The 17,011-nt window shown below is 64.6% G+C and carries 19 protein-coding genes; 6 read left to right on the top strand and 13 right to left on the bottom strand.

The genetic code is table 11. From position 1 onward, the window contains the following. Positions 1-15: 15 nt before the first annotated feature. Positions 16-726: a TetR family transcriptional regulator gene (locus M2427_RS12395; RefSeq protein WP_280706599.1), complete on the bottom strand. Its 711-nt coding sequence runs from the start codon at positions 724-726 to the stop codon at positions 16-18. Between the two features lie 109 nt (positions 727-835). Here M2427_RS12395 and M2427_RS12390 point away from each other — a divergent pair, with 109 nt between their 5' ends. The 3 genes from M2427_RS12390 to M2427_RS12380 all read left to right on the top strand — a co-directional run bounded on the left by M2427_RS12390 (position 836) and on the right by M2427_RS12380 (position 3,975). Further along, positions 836-1,816 (top strand): tripartite tricarboxylate transporter substrate binding protein, encoded by a 981-nt coding sequence (locus M2427_RS12390; RefSeq protein WP_280706598.1) that lies wholly within the window; start codon positions 836-838, stop codon positions 1,814-1,816. 10 nt (positions 1,817-1,826) lie between these two features. Further along, entirely contained in the window at positions 1,827-2,627 is an 801-nt protein-coding gene (locus tag M2427_RS12385) for an ABC transporter substrate-binding protein (RefSeq protein WP_280706597.1), read from the top strand. A 97-nt stretch (positions 2,628-2,724) separates the two neighbouring features. Then, the gene (locus M2427_RS12380; RefSeq protein ID WP_280706596.1) at positions 2,725-3,975 is read left to right on the top strand and encodes a DUF763 domain-containing protein; all 1,251 of its coding nucleotides are present in this window, start codon (positions 2,725-2,727) and stop codon (positions 3,973-3,975) included. Here M2427_RS12380 and M2427_RS12375 read toward each other — a convergent pair. From M2427_RS12375 to M2427_RS12365, 3 genes are all read right to left on the bottom strand, one after another. Further along, on the bottom strand, positions 3,876-5,183 hold the full coding sequence (locus M2427_RS12375) for a cytochrome P450 (RefSeq protein ID WP_280706595.1): 1,308 nt from the start codon (positions 5,181-5,183) through the stop codon (positions 3,876-3,878). The two genes, M2427_RS12380 and M2427_RS12375, sit on opposite strands and share 100 nt — an antisense overlap. Before the next feature lie 86 nt (positions 5,184-5,269). After that, a complete protein-coding gene (locus M2427_RS12370) occupies positions 5,270-5,590 on the bottom strand; it encodes a hypothetical protein (protein WP_280706594.1) in 321 nt (106 codons plus the stop codon). A gap of 106 nt (positions 5,591-5,696) precedes the next feature. Next, positions 5,697-6,470, bottom strand: coding sequence for a ferredoxin--NADP reductase (locus M2427_RS12365; protein WP_280706593.1), 774 nt, complete (start codon positions 6,468-6,470; stop codon positions 5,697-5,699). Between the two features lie 157 nt (positions 6,471-6,627). Between M2427_RS12365 and M2427_RS12360 the strand changes: the two genes are divergently transcribed. Genes M2427_RS12360 through M2427_RS12350 form a run of 3 tightly spaced genes read left to right on the top strand, consistent with a single transcriptional unit; the run spans position 6,628 to position 8,124 of the window. Beyond that, on the top strand, positions 6,628-7,824 hold the full coding sequence (locus M2427_RS12360; protein WP_280706592.1) for an amidohydrolase family protein: 1,197 nt from the start codon (positions 6,628-6,630) through the stop codon (positions 7,822-7,824). Then, entirely contained in the window at positions 7,821-7,946 is a 126-nt protein-coding gene (locus M2427_RS12355; protein ID WP_280706591.1) for a hypothetical protein, read from the top strand. Before M2427_RS12360 ends, M2427_RS12355 begins: the two co-directional genes overlap by 4 nt. Continuing rightward, entirely contained in the window at positions 7,930-8,124 is a 195-nt protein-coding gene (locus M2427_RS12350; RefSeq protein ID WP_280706590.1) for a hypothetical protein, read from the top strand. The genes M2427_RS12355 and M2427_RS12350 overlap by 17 nt, the downstream gene beginning before the upstream one ends. Before the next feature lie 4 nt (positions 8,125-8,128). Here the strand turns inward: M2427_RS12350 and M2427_RS12345 are convergent, their stop codons facing one another. The 9 genes from M2427_RS12345 to M2427_RS12305 form a co-directional block, all read right to left on the bottom strand. Beyond that, a complete protein-coding gene (locus M2427_RS12345; protein WP_280706799.1) occupies positions 8,129-8,518 on the bottom strand; it encodes a hypothetical protein in 390 nt (129 codons plus the stop codon). A gap of 167 nt (positions 8,519-8,685) precedes the next feature. Continuing rightward, positions 8,686-9,141 carry a MarR family winged helix-turn-helix transcriptional regulator gene (locus M2427_RS12340; RefSeq protein ID WP_280706589.1) on the bottom strand — a complete coding sequence of 152 codons (456 nt, stop codon included), beginning with the start codon at positions 9,139-9,141 and terminating at the stop codon, positions 8,686-8,688. A gap of 25 nt (positions 9,142-9,166) precedes the next feature. Further along, positions 9,167-9,871, bottom strand: coding sequence for an ABC transporter ATP-binding protein (locus tag M2427_RS12335; protein WP_280706588.1), 705 nt, complete (start codon positions 9,869-9,871; stop codon positions 9,167-9,169). Next, entirely contained in the window at positions 9,868-10,659 is a 792-nt protein-coding gene (locus M2427_RS12330) for an ABC transporter ATP-binding protein (RefSeq protein WP_280706587.1), read from the bottom strand. The genes M2427_RS12335 and M2427_RS12330 overlap by 4 nt, the downstream gene beginning before the upstream one ends. Next, entirely contained in the window at positions 10,656-12,545 is a 1,890-nt protein-coding gene (locus tag M2427_RS12325; RefSeq protein ID WP_280706585.1) for an ABC transporter permease, read from the bottom strand. The genes M2427_RS12330 and M2427_RS12325 overlap by 4 nt, the downstream gene beginning before the upstream one ends. 150 nt (positions 12,546-12,695) lie before the next feature. Then, a complete protein-coding gene (locus M2427_RS12320; protein WP_280706584.1) occupies positions 12,696-13,898 on the bottom strand; it encodes an ABC transporter substrate-binding protein in 1,203 nt (400 codons plus the stop codon). Positions 13,899-13,931: 33 nt separating this feature from the next. Beyond that, positions 13,932-14,516 (bottom strand): amino acid synthesis family protein, encoded by a 585-nt coding sequence (locus M2427_RS12315; protein ID WP_024338309.1) that lies wholly within the window; start codon positions 14,514-14,516, stop codon positions 13,932-13,934. Positions 14,517-14,531: 15 nt separating this feature from the next. Next, positions 14,532-15,431, bottom strand: a complete 900-nt coding sequence (locus M2427_RS12310; RefSeq protein WP_280706583.1) for a UPF0280 family protein — start codon at positions 15,429-15,431, stop codon at positions 14,532-14,534. Continuing rightward, positions 15,428-16,885, bottom strand: a complete 1,458-nt coding sequence (locus M2427_RS12305; RefSeq protein ID WP_280706798.1) for a 6-hydroxynicotinate reductase — start codon at positions 16,883-16,885, stop codon at positions 15,428-15,430. Before M2427_RS12305 ends, M2427_RS12310 begins: the two co-directional genes overlap by 4 nt. Positions 16,886-17,011 lie beyond the last annotated feature (126 nt).

Here is a 17,011-nt window from a genome sequence, read left to right as displayed (position 1 = left end):
CTCGGGCGATTTCTTTCAAGTCTTGCTGCTTGCGGTCGTTCGCCGTCGGGCCGGCGCGGCCTGATCCAGCGCCGGCGCCTGGAACGCGGCGACGGTCGCCTGCACCAATTGCTCGATCGCATTGGCAGGATCGCTGCCGTCAGCCTCGCCGCGCGACAGGCGCGAGACCCGGTCCGGCGTCACCAGCGAGTAATAGAGTGCACCGAGCAGGAAGTGGCTGCGCCAGACGATGTCGGTGCGCGGAATGTGCGGCAGGCTGTCGTGGATTGCGTCGATGAAGGCGTGACTGGTGTCGTCAAAGGTCTGCGCGATGATTTTCCGCGCGACTTCGTTACCCTCCGCCGACATCACCGCACGCAGCCGCGTGAAGCGCGCCCCGCCGCCGGCGAGATCGCTGCCCGAGGTGAAGGCCGGTACCACATAGGCCCGCACGACGGCTTCCAGCCGGTCCTGGAGATCGCGCACACGTTTGGCCGCGGCGAGCAGCTCGGAGCGGCGCAAATTCATCGGCCCGCAATGCCTCCGGTAGATCTCCAGCAGCAGGCCGTCCTTGGTCTTGAAATGATAGGTCACGCTGCCGGGATTGGCCCCGGCGGCCTGCGCGATATCGCGCACCGAGACGGCGTTGAAGCCGTTGGTGGCGAACAGCTCCTCGGCCGCAGCAAGGATCGCCTCGCGCATGTTCGGCTTGCGGGCCGTTTCCTTGCTGGTGGGCTTGCGTACCATGTGATTTGTACTATCGTACAAAAGATCAGGTCTCGTCAACAAGAACCACGGGCAACGTCCTGAAGCGGCTGGGAAGACCGCGCGCGGACGCGAATGGGAGTGCTGGACTATGCTGGGTCTCGACAAGAAGATCGGCGCGTTGATGCTGGGCGCCGGTCTGCTGCTGACGGGCCATGTCGCGCAGGCCGCTGACACCTATCCGAGCAAGCCAGTGCATATTCTGGTGCCTTACGCGGCCGGCGGCGCGGTCGACGTGCTGGCCCGCACGCTGGGCCAGGCTCTCGCGAAAAGCTGGGGCCAGCAGCCCGTGATCGACAACCGCCCCGGTGCCGGCGGCATCGTTGCCTCGCAGGCGCTGACGCAAGCCGCGCCCGATGGCTACACCCTGATCCTGGTCGCGAGCGGCCATCCGCTCAACCAGTTCATCTATCCGAGTGTGCCCTATGACACCTTCAAGGATTTCACCGCGATCAGCGAAGTCGCCTCCTCGCCGCTTGCGATCGTCGTGGCTAAGGACAGCCCTTACAAGACGCTCGGCGACCTGCTGGCGGCGGCAAAGAAAGAGCCGGACAAGCTCTCCTATGGCATGTCCGGCAACGGCACCTCGGCGCATCTCGCCGGCGAGCTGCTCAAATACATGTCCGGCACCAGGATCGTCGCGATCCCCTACAAGGGTGGTGCGCCGGCGCTGACCGCCGTGATCGCGGGCGAAATTCCGCTCAGCATCAATCCGCTCGCGGAGGCCATCGGCCAGCTCGAAGGCGGCCCGGTGCGCGCGCTCGCCGTGACTTCGGCCGAACGCTCCAAGGCGCTGCCTGATATCCCGACTGTCGCTGAATCAGGAGTCCCCGGCTACGACGTCTCCGTCTGGTGGGGCATGCTGGGACCCGCAAAAATGCCGCCGGAGATCGTGGCCAAGCTCGAGGCCGATCTGAAGGCGGCGCTGCAGGATCCGAACGTCGTCTCTACGCTTGGGAAGATCGGCGCAGCCCCGGTCGGCTCCTCTGCCAGGGATTTTGACGCCTACATGCATGCCGAGGCGGTCAAATGGGCGCCGGTGCTGAAGGCCGCCGACATCCGCGCGCAGTGAGGCGCTTCGCATGAGACCCTTCCATCGGCTTCTTTCGCTTACTGCCCTGCTCGCGGCTGTAATCGTCAGCTTGCTCGGCACACCCGCGCGCGCCGACGGCGAAGCAAAGCTGCTGGCCCCGAGCGGCGCCTTGCGCGTCGGCATCTACCCGGGCAGCCCGACTTCGATGGTGACAGATGTGGACGGCAAGCCGCATGGCCTTGCCTACGATCTCGGCGCCGAGTTGGCAAAACGGCTTGGCGTTCCCGTAGACTATGTCAGGTTTCAGCGCGTCGCCGACATCGTCACCGCGATCCACGAGGGCCAGGTCGACTTCACCGTCACCAACGCGACACCGGCCCGCGCCAATGAGGTCAGCTTCAGCCAGCCAGTGCTGGCGATCGAGCTCGGCTACCTCGTTCCCGCGAATTCGCCGATCAGCAGGATCGAGGATATCGACACATCAGGCGTGAAGATTGGCGTCACCAGGGGCTCGACGTCGGAGCGCACGCTGCCCGCAAAGTTCAAGCAGGCGACGATCGTCCCCGCCGAGAGCGTCAAGGTCGCTATCGCGATGTTCGACCGCGGCGAGATCGATCTCTACGCCACCAACAAGCCGACGCTGTTCGAGATGTCCGACCAGATGCCGGGCGCAAAGATCCTCGACGGCAATTGGGGCGCCGAGCATATGGCCATTGCAGTCCCGAAGGGGCGCGAAGCAGCAATTCCCGTGCTCAACAGCTTCGTCGTGGAGGAGCAATCGTCCGGCGCGCTGGACACGATCCAGCAGCAAGCGGGCTTGCGCGGCGCGAGCAAGGTGACGCGCGAGTAGCTCGCAACAGGGGCGCTTCCCTCACGAAAAGGGCGCGCCGCCAATTGCGCATTCCAAAGGTGCAACTGCCACCGAACCGCGCTAGCTTAGGCCGGTCATGACTCGTCGAACCGGCAGCGCCGATCTTCCTCTCCACACCGGACGGGTTCCGCCGTGGCTGGCAAGCCGCATGGCGTCGCTCGGCGCCATCGTCACGCAGGCCATCGTCCTTCATTACGGCCGCGATGCGTTCATGCAGCGGCTGTCGCATCCGTTCTGGTTCCAGTCGTTCGGCGCCGTGATGGGGATGGACTGGCACTCGTCCGGCATTACGACGTCCGTAATCGGCGCGTTGAAGCGCGGGCTCGGTCCGCTGCAGGATGAGCTCGGCATCTATGTCTGCGGCGGTCGCGGCCAGCATTCGCGCAAGACGCCGGACGAGCTGTTGCAGCTCGGCGACCGCGTCGGTTTCGACGGCGCCAAGTTGACGCGCGCCAGCCGCCTTGTGGCAAAGGTCGACAGCGCCGCCGTGCAGGACGGTTTTGATCTTTATCTGCACGGCTTCTTCGTCACCGCTGACGGCAAGTGGACGGTGGTGCAGCAAGGCATGAACGGCGACAAGCGGCAGGCCCGCCGCTATCACTGGCATTCGGAGGCGATGAAGAGTTTTGTCGAGGCGCCGCACAGCGCGATCGACGGCCCGCAGCAGGGCGAGATCGTCAATCTCACCGACCATCGCGCCGATGTCTCGCGCAGCGCGCAGCTCGAGCTCCTCACCGACCTCGGCCCCGATCGCATCCTCGCTGAATTCGAGCGACTGGCCGGGACTAGGCCAGAGCCGGCGCAAGGCATGCTCCCGCATCTGATCATGCCCGCGCATCACGATGTCAGGCCGAAAGATGTATTCGCGCGCCGCCTGCACGGCACGCTGGCGGCCGCAGCCGAGCGCGGCCCGGTCGATTTCCCCGAGCTGCTGCTGACGCCCGGCGTCGGGGCACGCACCGTGCGCTCACTCGCAATGGTCGCCGAGGTCGTGCACGGCGCGCCCTATCGCTTCAAGGATCCGGCGCGCTTCTCGCTCGCCCATGGCGGCAAGGACCGGCATCCCTATCCCGTTCCGATCAAGGTCTATGACGAGACCATTCGCGTGCTCAAGGGCGCGATCCAGAACGCAAAGCTCGGACGCGACGAAGAGATGCGGGCGATCAAATGCCTCGACGACCAGGCGCGGCGGCTGGAGCGCACCGCAAGCGGGCCTTCGGTCGAAGCCTATATCGCCGGTGAACGCGAAGCCTCGCCCGATCTCGACGGCCGCTCCGTATTCGGCTGGGAACGCGATCTTGTCGCGTCGCGCAAATCGACCGGCTGACGATCGGACGCGATGACCGGCAGTCTCGCGATCGCGCGAAGGCCCGGCCGTTTGCGCCAGTGAATCTGCGATGGATCGACAGCAAGTCGAAGCCGCGGCCAGCGCGTGAACAGCGCCTGCAGCGCGCAGGCGCCCTCGATCCGCGCCAGCTGATGGCCGAGGCAGAAATGAATTCCCGTGCCGAAGGAGATGTGGCGATTTGGCTTGCGTTCGAGATCGAGCTGCTCCGGCCGTTCGTGCACCGCCGGGTCCATGTTCGCGGCGGCGAGCATGACCATGATGCGATCGCCCTTCTTCAGCGGCACGCCATCCAGCTCGACATCCCGACGCAGATAACGCGGTTTTGAAAATTGCACCGGCGAGACAAAACGCAAAAACTCCTCGACCGCGAGCGAGGCGCGGTTCCAGTCTTCTTCCAGCCAGTCACGCAGGCCAGGATTTCTGAGCAGCTCGAAAACAGAGCCGCTGATGAGATGCGTGGTGGTCTCCGAGCCGGCCGCAAGCAGCAGGAACACCATCGAGACCATTTCGTCCGGCGTGATCTCGCCGCCCTCGCGTTCGACCTGGACGAGCTCGGCAATCAGGCCTTCGCCGCCGTGCTCGCGCGCGATCTGCAATTGCTGTTCGAGATAGACGCGCATCTTGCGGAACGCGAACAGCAGGCGAAAGAAGCTGACCACGCCCGTCAGCGACGACATCGCATTGGCCCAGGCGATGAAGCGCGGGCGATCGGCCTGCGGCAGGCCGAGCAGCTCGGAGATCACCGAGAGCGGCAGGATGCGCGCGTAGCACTGGACCAGATCGGCCGGGCTGCCCTTCGCGAACAGCTCATCGGCAAGATCATCGGCGATGGCGCGGATGCGCGGCTCCATCGCGACGATGGCGCGGCGGCGAAAGGCTTCATCCACGATGCTGCGCAGACGGGTGTGATCGGGCTCGTCCATGGTCAGCATGTTGTTGGCGATGGTCCTGACCAGACCCGGCATCCACCAGCGCAGACCCGCCACCTCGCCGTCTTCCTTGCGCAGCGTGAAGATCGTGCTGTCCTTCAGCACTTGCGCGGTGGCATCGTGGGTGGTGGTGATCCAGACGTCGCCAACGAGGGGGAAACGCGTTGCGACCACAGGACCTTGCGCGCGCAGGGCCGCAATGGCCTTGGGCGGATCGCGAAAGAAGGCCTCGCTGGTGAAATCGAGGCGCGGTGCCATAGGATCACCGGAGTGGTTGGTGGCGCCTCAACCAGATGGTGTGCGATACCGGAGGCGCAAGGGCTGGAACCGGCCCTTCACGGGCGCTAGCCGCGCCCCGGCGTACGCGGCCCTGCCTTGCGCTGCTGCGTATAGGCGTCCCAATGGCTCCAGCTGCCGTTGCTCAAGCTTTGCAGGTCGGTGCCGAGCGGACGGCGCGTGCGCTTGTCGTGATCGCCAATCACGCGTTCGGACTGTGCGATCTTGCGCTTGAGGTCGGCGAGCGTCTTCTGGGTCTGGCCGTTGCGCTTGGAGGACGCGATCTCGCCCATCGTGAAGCGCGCGGTCTCGAGCGCCTTCAACTCGGCGCGGTTCTTCTTCAACTGGACCCGGTGCCAGGCGATGTTGCTGTCGCTGTCCGCAACCATGTGGGAACTCCGCTGATTCGCTCCCACAGTGTATCAAGCGCCGAATCGGCGGGGCAACGCCCGGGCCGCGGCGAAAATGCGGTCTTATTGGGCAAGAAGGCCGAGCTTAGCGCTCGGCAAACGCCTTCTCGACCACGAACTGGGCCGGCTCGCCATGATTGCCTTCGACGAAGCCGCGCTCGCCGAGGAGCACCCGGGTGTCAGCGACCAGCGCCGGGCTGCCGCAGATCATGACGCGGTCGTGAGCGGCTTCAAGCGCTGGCAGGCCGATATCGGCGAACAGCTTGCCCGAGGTGATGAGGTCGGTGATGCGGCCGCGATTGCGGAAGGGATCGCGCGTCACGGTCGGGTAATAGATCAGCTGGTTCTGGATGTACTCGCCGAGCATCTCGTCCTTCGGCAAATGCTCGGTGATCATCTCGCCATAGGCGAGCTCCTTCACGTGACGGCAGCCGTGCAGCAGCACGACCTTCTCGAACCGCTCGTAGGTCTCGGGGTCCTTGATCACGCTCAGGAAGGGAGCGAGGCCCGTGCCGGTGCCGATCAGGTAGAGGTTGCGGCCCGCTTCCAGATTGTCGATGACGAGCGTGCCTGTGGCCTTGCGGCTGACGATGATTTCGTCGCCTTCCTTCAGGTGCTGGAGCCGCGAGGTCAGCGGACCATCAGGCACCTTGATCGAGAAGAACTCGAGGGTGTCCTCGTAGTTGGCGCTGGCGACGCTGTAGGCGCGCAGCAGCGGCTTCTCGCCGACCTTGAGCCCGATCATGGTGAACTCGCCGTTGCGGAAACGGAAGGTCGGGCTGCGGGTGGTCTTGAAGGAGAACAGCGTGTCGGTCCAATGGTGGACGCTCAAAACGCTTTCCTGATTGAAATTGCTCATCTCAGCTTCCCTGTCGCGTCATCAGCGGTTCCGAGGCCGGCAGCTATGCGTCGTTTGTACACGATCATTCGTATACTAATGAATAATCCTGCTTGATCCCGCGGTCAAGGCTGCCCAAGATCGAAAGCGTTGCAGTTAGGAATAAGGAGCCCCTTCCATGGCGCATGACGCACCCCAGGCCACCGGACCCTCGAAACTGGTGATCCGCAATATCGGCCTGATCCTGTCCGGCGCGCTGGAAAAGCCGATCCTGGACGGCGACACCATCGTCGCCGAGAACGGCAAGATCACCGCAATCGGCCGCTATAAGGATCTCAATACGGAAGGCGCAACCACCATCGTCGATGCCAATGGCACGACGGTCACCCCCGGCCTGATCGACAGCCACGTCCACCCTGTGGCCGGCGACTGGACGCCGCGCCAGAACCAGATCGGCTGGATCGACAGCTCGCTCCATGGCGGCATCACCACCATGATCTCGGCTGGCGAAGTGCACATGCCCGGCCGCCCCCGCGACGTCGTCGGCCTCAAGGCCATGGCGATCTTCGCTCAGCGCGCGTTCTGGACCTTGCGTCCGGGCGGCGTGAAGGTTCACGCCGGAGCGCCCGTGATCGAATGCGAGATGGTCGAGGAAGATTTCAAGGAGATGGCCGCCGCCGGCGTCAAGCTGCTCGGCGAAGTCGGCCTTGGCGGCGTCAAGGACGGTCCCACCGCACGCAAGATGGTGGGCTGGGCGCGCAAATACGGGATCCAGAGCACGATCCACACCGGCGGTCCCTCGATCCCCGGCTCAGGCCTGATCGACAAGGACGTGGTGCTGGAGGCCGACACCGACGTGGTCGGCCACATCAATGGCGGCCACACGGCGCTCCCCGACGATCAGATCCGCTGCATCTGCGAGGGCTGCAAGCGCGGGCTCGAGATCGTGCACAACGGCAATGAGCGCTCGGCGCTCTACACGCTGCGCATCGCACGCGAGATGAACGAGCTGCATCGCGTCATCCTCGGCACCGACGGGCCGGCCGGCTCCGGCGTGCAGCCGCTCGGCATCCTGCGCATGGTCTCGATGCTGTCCTCGATCGGCGAGCTGCCGGCCGAGATCGCCTTCTGCCTTGCCACCGGCAACACCGCGCGGATGCGGCAGCTCGACTGCGGCCTCATCGAAGTGGGCCGTGCCGCCGATTTCGTCATCATGGACAAAGCACAGCACTCGCCAGGCAAGACTATCCTGGAAAGCGTCCAGCTCGGCGACCTCCCCGGCATCGGCATGACCATCATCGACGGCATAGTGCGCACGCAACGCAGCCGCAACACGCCGCCGGCAGGGAGGGTGCCGGAAATCGTGGCGAAATGACGCAGCCGCAAATGGGCATCAGCATCGAGTTGCAGACCGACCTCAACACCATGCCAGGCGAAGTGAGCTCAGCCGCCTTCCATCGTGATGGCGACCAGCCCATGATTGCATGGCAAGGTTGAGCTCGCGTTTCGGACCTCGCACCGGCAACTCGCCGTCACCATCCAGGGCCAGCCGAGCCGAATTTATCCGATCGATCTGACCGCCTGGGCGCCGCATACGCCTGAGTTCGGCACGTGGCGGCGGCTTACTGACGGCAGCGATATCCGCTATCGGGCGAAGTGGCCGGGAAAGCCGTAAGCGCTCAGCGCTTCTTCGCGATTTCACACCGCACATAGGTCTGGCGCTTGGCCTGCCCAACCGGACCATTGTCCATCACCAGCTTGCCGTCCGCCGCGATGGACACCCGGGGATTGGAGCGATACTTCTCCCCCTCGCCTTCGCAGGCGAGCTTCATTGTCCAGCCAAGCTTGCCCTCAGGGGTGATCTGGCTGGCGCGGCACCGCGTCTCGTACCAATAGAAGCGGTTGCCGCCTTCAATGCTCATGCGGTTGGCGCTGTCCTGATCGCGACAGTCCTTGTGGGTCGATGCCCAAAAACCCTCGTAGGGCTGCGCCGCCCAAGCGGAAGCGCACTCGCCTGCCAGCGCCGCGCCAAGACTCAAAATCATCGCAACTTGTGTCGCCGCTCTCATACCGCAAACCTCGATGGCATCTTCACCGAGGTTAGTCGCGCGACACTGCTGCTTGTTCAACAGGTCGCGTAGGGTGGGCAAAGGCGCGAAGCGCCGTGCCCACCGATCTTTCCTGATTGAGAAAAATGGTGGGTACGCTTCGCTTTGCCCACCCTACGAGACCGAACTCACCGCAGCTTGTTCAACAGCGCCATCAGCAGCTCGCGCTCCTTAGGCTCCAGCGGCGCGAGCGTCTCCCGCGTAATCGCGATCGCGTTGGGCGCGACCTTCTCCGCAAGCTGCTGACCGGCCCGCGTCAGGCTCACTAGCAGGCGCCGTCCGTCCTCGGGATCCTGGCTCGTCTCGGTCAGGCCGCGCGCCGTGAGGCGATCGATCACCCCCTTGATGGTGGCGACGTCCATCGCCGTGAGGCGTCCGAGCTGGTTCTGCGAGCACGGCCCGGTCTCTGCGAGCTTTGACAGCGCGGCCCACTGCGTCGGCGTCAGGTTGGTGCCGATGTCGCGCGAGAAGATCGAGCTGTGGCGCTGCCAGACCTGACGCAGGATGAAGCCAACCTGCTCGTCGAGCACGTAAGGCGGTTTGCCCTGCTTCACACCCTTCTTCGCCGTGACGCCTCTCGCCATTCGTCCACTGCCCTTCCCTTTGCTCTCACAACGACAGATGCGCGTCGCGGATGTCCGGACGCGCGTCGAGCTCGGCCATGGTGCCGCCGAAGCAGATACGGCCGCGCTCGATGATGTAGGCGCGATCGGAGATCAGCCGCGCGAAGTGCAGATTCTGCTCGGAGACGACGATGCTGACGCCCTCCTTCTTCATGGTCAGGATGGCATCGACCATCTGCTCCACGATCTTTGGCGACAGGCCTTCGGACGGCTCATCGAGCAGCACCAGCGATGGATTGCCCATCAGCGTGCGCGCAATGGTCAGCATCTGCTGCTCGCCGCCGCTCATGCGGCCACCTGGGCGATTCTTCATCTCGCCCAGGTTCGGAAACAGCGTGAACAGCTTTTCGCGATCCCAGTGCGGCGCATTCGGACGCTTTGGCTGGCGACCGACCTCGAGATTCTCTTCCACGGTCAAATCCGTGAAGATGCGTCGCTCCTCCGGCACATAGCCGAGGCCTTCGCGCACGATCTCATGCGTCGGCTTTGCCGAGACGTCCTTGCCCTCGAACATGACCCGGCCGGTGCGCTGCGCGACGAGGCCGACGATCGAGCGGAACGTGGTCGACTTGCCGGCGCCGTTGCGCCCGAGCAGCGCAACCACCTCGCCCTCGCCGACCTCGAAGCCGATGTCGAACAGGATGTGCGCCGGGCCGTAGTGACTGTTGAGGTCTTGCACCGTGAGCTTCATGCCGAGGCCCCTTCGCGATGCCCGCTCTCGTAAAGCAGCCCCTCGCCGAGATAGATCGCCTGCACCTGCGGATTGCCGCGCACCTCGGCCGGCGAGCCTTCGGCGATCATCGTGCCGCGATTGAGCACGATGATGCGGTCGGCATGCTCGAACACGACGTCCATGTCGTGCTCGGTGAAGAGCACGCCGATCGACTTCTCCTTGGCGATCTGCGCCGTGAGCCGCATCAGCTCGACGCGCTCGCGTGGCGCCATGCCGGCGGTCGGCTCGTCCATCAAGAGCAGTTTTGGATCATTGGCGAGCGCCACCGCCAGCTCGAGCCGCTTGAGGTCGCCATAGGCGAGCTCGCCGCAGGGCCGATCCGCGTAGCCGCCCATGCCGACGAGCTCGAGCAGCCGGCCGGCCTCGTTGCGGTCGACGTCAGGCGCCGAGCCCCAGAGATTGAAAAGCTGCTTGCCGTGCGAGATCAGCGCGACCTGCACGTTCTCGCGCACGGTCATGGTGGCGAAGGTCGCCGTGATCTGAAATGTCCGCCCGACGCCCATGCGCCAGATCTCGCGCGGTTTCTTGCCGGTGGTCTCCTCGCCGAGCAGGCGCACGTGGCCGCTATCAGGCCGGTTCTGGCCATTGAGCATGTCGAAGCACGTGCTTTTCCCCGCGCCGTTGGGGCCGATCAGCGCCAGGATTTCGCCTGATCGCAGCGAGAACGAGACGCCGCGCACGGCGTGGATGCCGCCGTAGGATTTGGTTAGACCTTCGACCGCGAGAAGTGGGGGTGCGAGGCTCATTCGACAGACCCGATCGGCTTGGCCAGCAAAGGTGATCCCGGCGGCGATGACTTCCTTCGCCGCTGCGCCAGCACCTCCAGCATGCCGACGATGCCCTTGGGGAAGACGACGACGATCAGCACGATGAAGCCGCCGAGCACCAGTTTCGACAGATCGGTCTGGCTCACCAGCCAGATATTGAGCGCCTTGTAGACGATGGCGCCGATCACAGCCCCTGACACGGTCTCGACGCCGCCGAGCAGCACCATCACCAGCGCATCGACTGACAGCGAGATGCCGAGATTGTCCGGGAAGACGCTGCCCTTGAGATAAGCAAACAGCGCGCCGCCGATGCCGGCGGTGGTGCCCGCGATCACGAAGGCGGTCCACTGGATGCGCTTGGCGTTGATACCCACGGCCTCACTGCGCAACAGCGAGTCACGCGTGGCGCGCAGCGCGTAACCGAACGGCGAGAATACCGCGATGCGTAGCGCAACGGTCACGAGCGCTGCAATGCCGAGCGCGAGCCAGTAGAAATGCGACGGGCTCGCCGCCCAGCTCGCGGGCCAGACACCCAGGATGCCGTTGTCGCCGCCTGTCACGCTCACCCACTGGAACGCGATCGACCAGACGATCTGCGCAAACGCAAGCGTCAGCATCGCGAAGTAGACGCCGGAGAGCTGAACGGCAAAGAAACCGAACACCGCCGCGCCCATGCAGCCGAGCAGCGGTCCGAGCAGCAGGCAAACGATCATCGGCAGCCCCGCCATCTTGGCGAGGAAGGCGACGCCATAAGCACCGAGCCCGAAATAGGCGGCATGGCCAAAGGACGCGAGCCCGCCGACCGACATCAGGAAGTGCAGGCTGACCGCGAAGATCACGAAGATCGCAATCTCCGAACCGACGGTCAGCGCGTAATTGCCGGCGAACAGCGGCAGCATGGCCGCGATGACGAGGGCCGCCAGCGACGCCAGCCGCTCGTTCGACGTCAGCGGCCGCCAGGGATTGACTGTGAGGCCTGGCGTCTTGCGCGCGGCCGCCTCGGGCTTGCCGAACAGGCCCCAGGGCCGGACGATCAGCACCACCGCCATCACCAGGAAGACCAGGATGATCGAGATCTTCGGAAAGATCAGGATGCCGAAGGCGTTGAGCTCGGAGACCAGCACCGCCGCAACGAACGCACCCACAATGCTGCCGAGCCCGCCGATCACGACGACGACGAAAACTTCGACGATGATGCGCAAATCCATGGCGTGATGCACGGCATCGCGCGGAATCTGGAGCGCGCCGCCGAGCGCGGCGAGGAAAACGCCAACCGCGAATACCGACGTGAACAGCCATTTCTGGTTCACGCCGAGCGCCGCGACCATGTCGCGGTCCTGCGTGGCGGCGCGCACCAGGACGCCCCAGCGTGTGCGCTGGAACAGCAGCCAGAGAATGCCGAGCACGACGGGGCTGAGCACGATCAGGAACAGATCATAGCTCGGGATGTTCTGGCCGAAGAAATCGACCGCCCCCTTGAAGCCGGGCGCGCGGCGGCCGACGAGATCGTCGGGGCCCCAGATCAGCACGACGAGGTCCTCGACCATCAAGGTCAGGCCGAAGGTGCCGAGCAGCTGGAACAGTTCTGGCGCATGATAGATCCGTCGCAGCAGCACCATCTCGACGAGGACGCCGATCAGCGCGACGGCGAGCGCCGCCGCGACCACCCCGCCCCAAAAGCCGAACGCGCCGGAGAAGCGCTCGGTCAGCGTGAAGGCGATGTAGGCGCCGATCATGTAGAAGGCGCCATGCGCGAAATTCACGATCCGCGTCACGCCAAAGATGATCGACAGGCCCGAGGCCACCAGGAACAGCGACGCTGCGCTGGCAAGACCTGTCAGAAACTGTACGACGTAAAAGGCCATCGGCGGTCCGGGTTAGAAAGTCTCAATTCTGGGCATCATCCTTCGAGACGGCGCTCGCGCGCCTCCTCAGGATGAGGTCCGGGACCCTCATGGTGAGGAGCGCGGCAACGCCGCGCGTCTCGAACCACGAGGCCCCGGTCTCTCGTCGTATCAATCCTTCGGCCGCAGCTTCTCGACTTCGGCGTCGCGGGGCAGATAGTCCGCGCCCTTCTTGTAAGACGTGTCCACCATCACGCCCTTGCCGTCCTTCTGCGCCGTCTTGCCGACGAAGGCCCCTAAGGTCGACTGGTGGTCGATCTTGCGGAAGGTGATCTCGCCGAACGGTGACGGCATCGAGATGCCTTCGGCCGCAGCGATCATCTTGTCGGTGTCCGTCGAGCCGGCCTTGGCGATGATCGCCGCCGCCGCCTTGATGGTCTGGTAGCCGACGATCGAGCCGAGGCGCGGATAGTCGTTGTACTTGGCCTGGTAGGCCTTCAGGAACGCGTCGTGCTCGGGCGTCTTGATCGAGTACCAGGGGTAGCCGGTGACGATCCAGCCCTCGGGCGTCTCGTCCTTCAGAGGATCGAGATACTCAGGCTCGCCGGTCAGGAACGACACGACCTCGCGCCCCTTGAACAGGCCGCGGGTGTTGCCTTCACGCACGAGCTTCACGAGGTCAGGACCGAAGGTGACGTTGAGGATCGCTTCAGGATTGGCCTGCGCCACCGCCTGCACCACCGGACCCGCATCGATCTTGCCCTGCGGCGGCCACTGCTCGTCGACCCACTGGATGTCAGGACGCTTCTCCGACATCAGCTTCTTGAACACCGCGACTGCCGACTGACCGTATTCGTAGTTCGGCGCGATCGTCGCCCAGCGTTTTGCGGGCAGCTTGCTGGCGGCTTCCACCAGCATCGCGGCCTGCATGTAGTTGGAGGGGCGCAGGCGGAAGGTGTACTTGTTGCCCTTCGCCCAGGTCACGGCATCCGTCAGCGGTTCGGCCGCGAGGAAGAACACCTTCTTCTGGTTGGCGAAGTCAGAAACCGCGAGACCGATGTTGGACAGGAACGTGCCCGTCAGCATCGCGACGCCTTCGCTGGAGACGAGCTCATTGGCCGCGGTCTGCGCATCCGCAGGCTTGCCGCCGTCGTCCTTGGAGACCACGACGAGCTTCTTGCCGTTGATGCCACCAGCGGCGTTGATCTCCTCGACCGCGAGCTGCCAGCCCTTGCGGTAAGGTTCGGTGAAGGACGGCAGCAGCGAGTAGCTGTTGATCTCGCCGATCTTGATGTCCTCCGCCAGGGCCGAATGGCCCATGCCGGCAGCCAGAAGCGCAAAGGCCGCGCCGACGACGTAATTTCTTGCTCGCATCCCAACCTCCAGTTTTGGACTCTCTAGCGTCTTCTATCTCAACCCGTCTTCGCCCTTGATCTCGGCAACCGTCAGCCCGCCGACGCGCGGCAGCGGACGGCCGCTGTCGGTGACGGCAACCGCGACCATGATCTCGTTGGCGCGCGGGGCATCGTTGATCTGCACCTCCATGCCGTCGAAATGACTGCGCACGAAGGCTGCGTCCTTGTGGCCGAGCGGAATGTCCAGCGTCGTGCCGGGACCGCTGCGCTTCTTCGACGAGGGAATCAGCGCCGCGCCCTTGCCCAGCACCTTGCGCACCGGTGCGCCCATCTTGGGGTGAAGGATCGCGGCGGCATGTTCCAGCTCGCCATTCTCGCCGACGGCCGCGGCCTTGCCATAGCTCTGTGCCTTCGCACCATCGATCCCGAGCGCAGCGACCGCGCGCTTCGACAGCAATTCACCGAGCTCCTCACCGATCGCGATCAGCGGCGAAAGGTCCTCGACATATTTTCCGGCAAAGGGATTTTCGATGACGGCGATGGCCGCCGCGCGCCGGGTCGGGGGCGAGACCTGGCGGCCCATCTCCATCTGCGTCTCTTCGACGACGGTGACGATCTTGCGGATGATCGCGCTCATGCTTCGCTTCCCTGTTCAGGCATCGACCGCGTTCTCCAGCACGAGCGGGCGCGGATGTTGCTCTTCTATATCCTTGGTTCCGATGACAAGCATATCACCACAAAGCCTGAGCACGGCACCCTCGATCAATCCGCGATCGAATAATTGCCGTGCACAATCCGCGCCAGATTCGAGCGCTGTCGCGATCTCTTCTTGCGACAATTTACCGACCTCGCGGGTCACCGGCCGCGCGCCGAGATCGCTGTCAGGCTGAAGCGCGTTGGCGGGCTGCCTGACGATGGCGGGATGCCCGGGCAGATCGACGGCGTTGGCGATCACAGTCGCTGCCGCATCGGCCTGCGAGGCCGTCGCCGCCAGCACCGTCACCGCATCGGCAATGCCGAGCGAAAAGCTGCGGCCATGGCGTCCGCTGGTCGCGATGCCGCGGACCGGATCATCCGCATCGACCCTCATGACACGCATCACGCCATTGCTATCCGGCCGATCCATCAGGCCGACGGAAAAATGCTCGCCTACGCCAAGGTGCAAGGCGATGTCGCCACCATTATTGACATAGGCCTGATCGAGCGTCGCGACATGAAGCATAGCGCCGAGAATTTCCTCGGCCACGCTGCCCGCCACCGCGGCCATCGGCGTGATGAAACGATCCCAGGCGTAGGGAGTAACGGCAGCATACATGCGCCGGGCGACCGTGCCCGTCAGCGAACACGCGGCCGGCAGCGCCGCCCGCCGGAGTTCCGGCAATTCCGCACAGAGCTCATCGAGCAGCCCGGCGAAGCGGCGCGCCGCGGCCTCATAAGCCACGCGGACTTCGTCCGCACGCCCCCTCGCCTCAATGATCAGATCAATCGGTCCATCCTGCAAATGCAGCCGCCGGCCATCAGACAGCAATGCGATTTGCGGAAGCCGTGTCATGTCCGCGGTCCCGGGATCGGGTGCTGCCAGGGCAGCTGGCGGACATCGTCGCCACCCCTCACCTCGGAAAGCGGCTTGACGTAGTCCATGTGGCCGCCGAGCGCAGCATAGTCGGACAGCTTCATCGTGAATTCGATCGGCGCGACCAGCGCCGGCGTCGGCACATAGCCGAACGCGCCCGCCGGCATCTGCGTCACGTCGACCATGTAGGTGATGCCGCCGCCCGGCCAGACATAGACCGCCGCTCCGCCGCTGGTGACGCGGGTCAGCGCATCCTTCACCGAGCGCGTCAGCCGCACCGGATTATCGGTGACACCGGCGCGCAAGGAACCGCCGGCGCCTGCCATGAACAGCACCGTGCACAGCGCCGGCTCGCAATTCTCCTGGATGCGCTCGACCGAGAATTTCAGATCGGCCGGCATCTCGGTCTCGACCGGCTTCAAGGCCTCATCGAGGACGTAGTAAGAGGAGTGCTCGCCTGTCGTGGACACCATCAGCATCGAGAGACCAGGCTTGGCCTCCTTGGCGTCGAACGGACCGAGAATCGCGAGCGGATCCGAAATATTCGTGCCGCCCCAGCCCGTACCGGGATCGGCGACCTGGAAATAGCGGCCGGGCGTCGAGCGCCGCCCTTTCATCTTGATCCCGGTGTCAGGGATATCGAGCAGCTTGCCAGCCTGATGCTCGCTCAGCACGCCGGTGATGTGGTCGTCGACCACGACGACCTCGTCGACCTTGCCATGCCACTGCTTGGCGAACATGCCGATCGTCGCCGAGCCGCAGCCGACACGCATGCGCTCTTCTTTCACGCCATTCACGATCGGGGGCTGGCCGGCCTGCACCACCACACTGGCGCCGCCGTCGATGGTAAGCTCCACTGCCTTGCAATTGGCGAGATCCATCAGCGTGTCGCAGGTGACGCGGCCCTCTTTCTTCGAACCGCCGGTGAGATGATGCACGCCGCCGAGCGACAGCATCTGCGAGCCATATTCGCTGGTCGTGACATGGCCGACCGCCTCGCCCTGCGCACGCACGGTCGCGGTTTCGGGTCCGAGATAACGATCTGTGTCGATCTTCACCTTGACGCCGCAATAGGAGAAAATGCCCTCGGTGACGACAGTCACCATGTCGACCCCATCGACCTCGGAGGAGACGATGAACGGCGCCGGCTTGTAGTCCGGATAGGTCGTGCCCGCCCCGATCGCGGTCACAAAAGTAGAAGGCTCGTGGACGATCTTGCCGTCCCAGTCTTCGGTGCGGCTGAACGGAACGAGCTTGCCGCCGTGCTCGACGGTGCGCTCCAGGATCACATGCGGGTCGACGCGGACGAGCTTGCCGTCGTCGTTGGCGTAGCGGTCGCAGGCGCCTGCCGCGCCCGGCTTGATGTAGCACATCACCGGACAGGCATCGCAGCGGATCTTGTCGGTGGCAGCGCTCGTTGTTTCCATCACCATGTCAAAGCCGGCGGACACTGCGGTTATCATTCGTATACGAACGATGGTGCGCGCGGTCCTGATAGCTGTCAAGCGGCGCCACGCGCGAAAAGATGCGCCTGCCGAATAAAACCTCATTTGCCTCCC

The organism is Bradyrhizobium sp. BR13661, assembly GCF_029892425.1.
Taxonomy (GTDB): Bacteria; Pseudomonadota; Alphaproteobacteria; order Rhizobiales; family Xanthobacteraceae; genus Bradyrhizobium.
The sequence above is the reverse complement of the archived record's forward strand: the minus strand, read 5'-3'. Positions and strand labels throughout refer to the sequence as shown.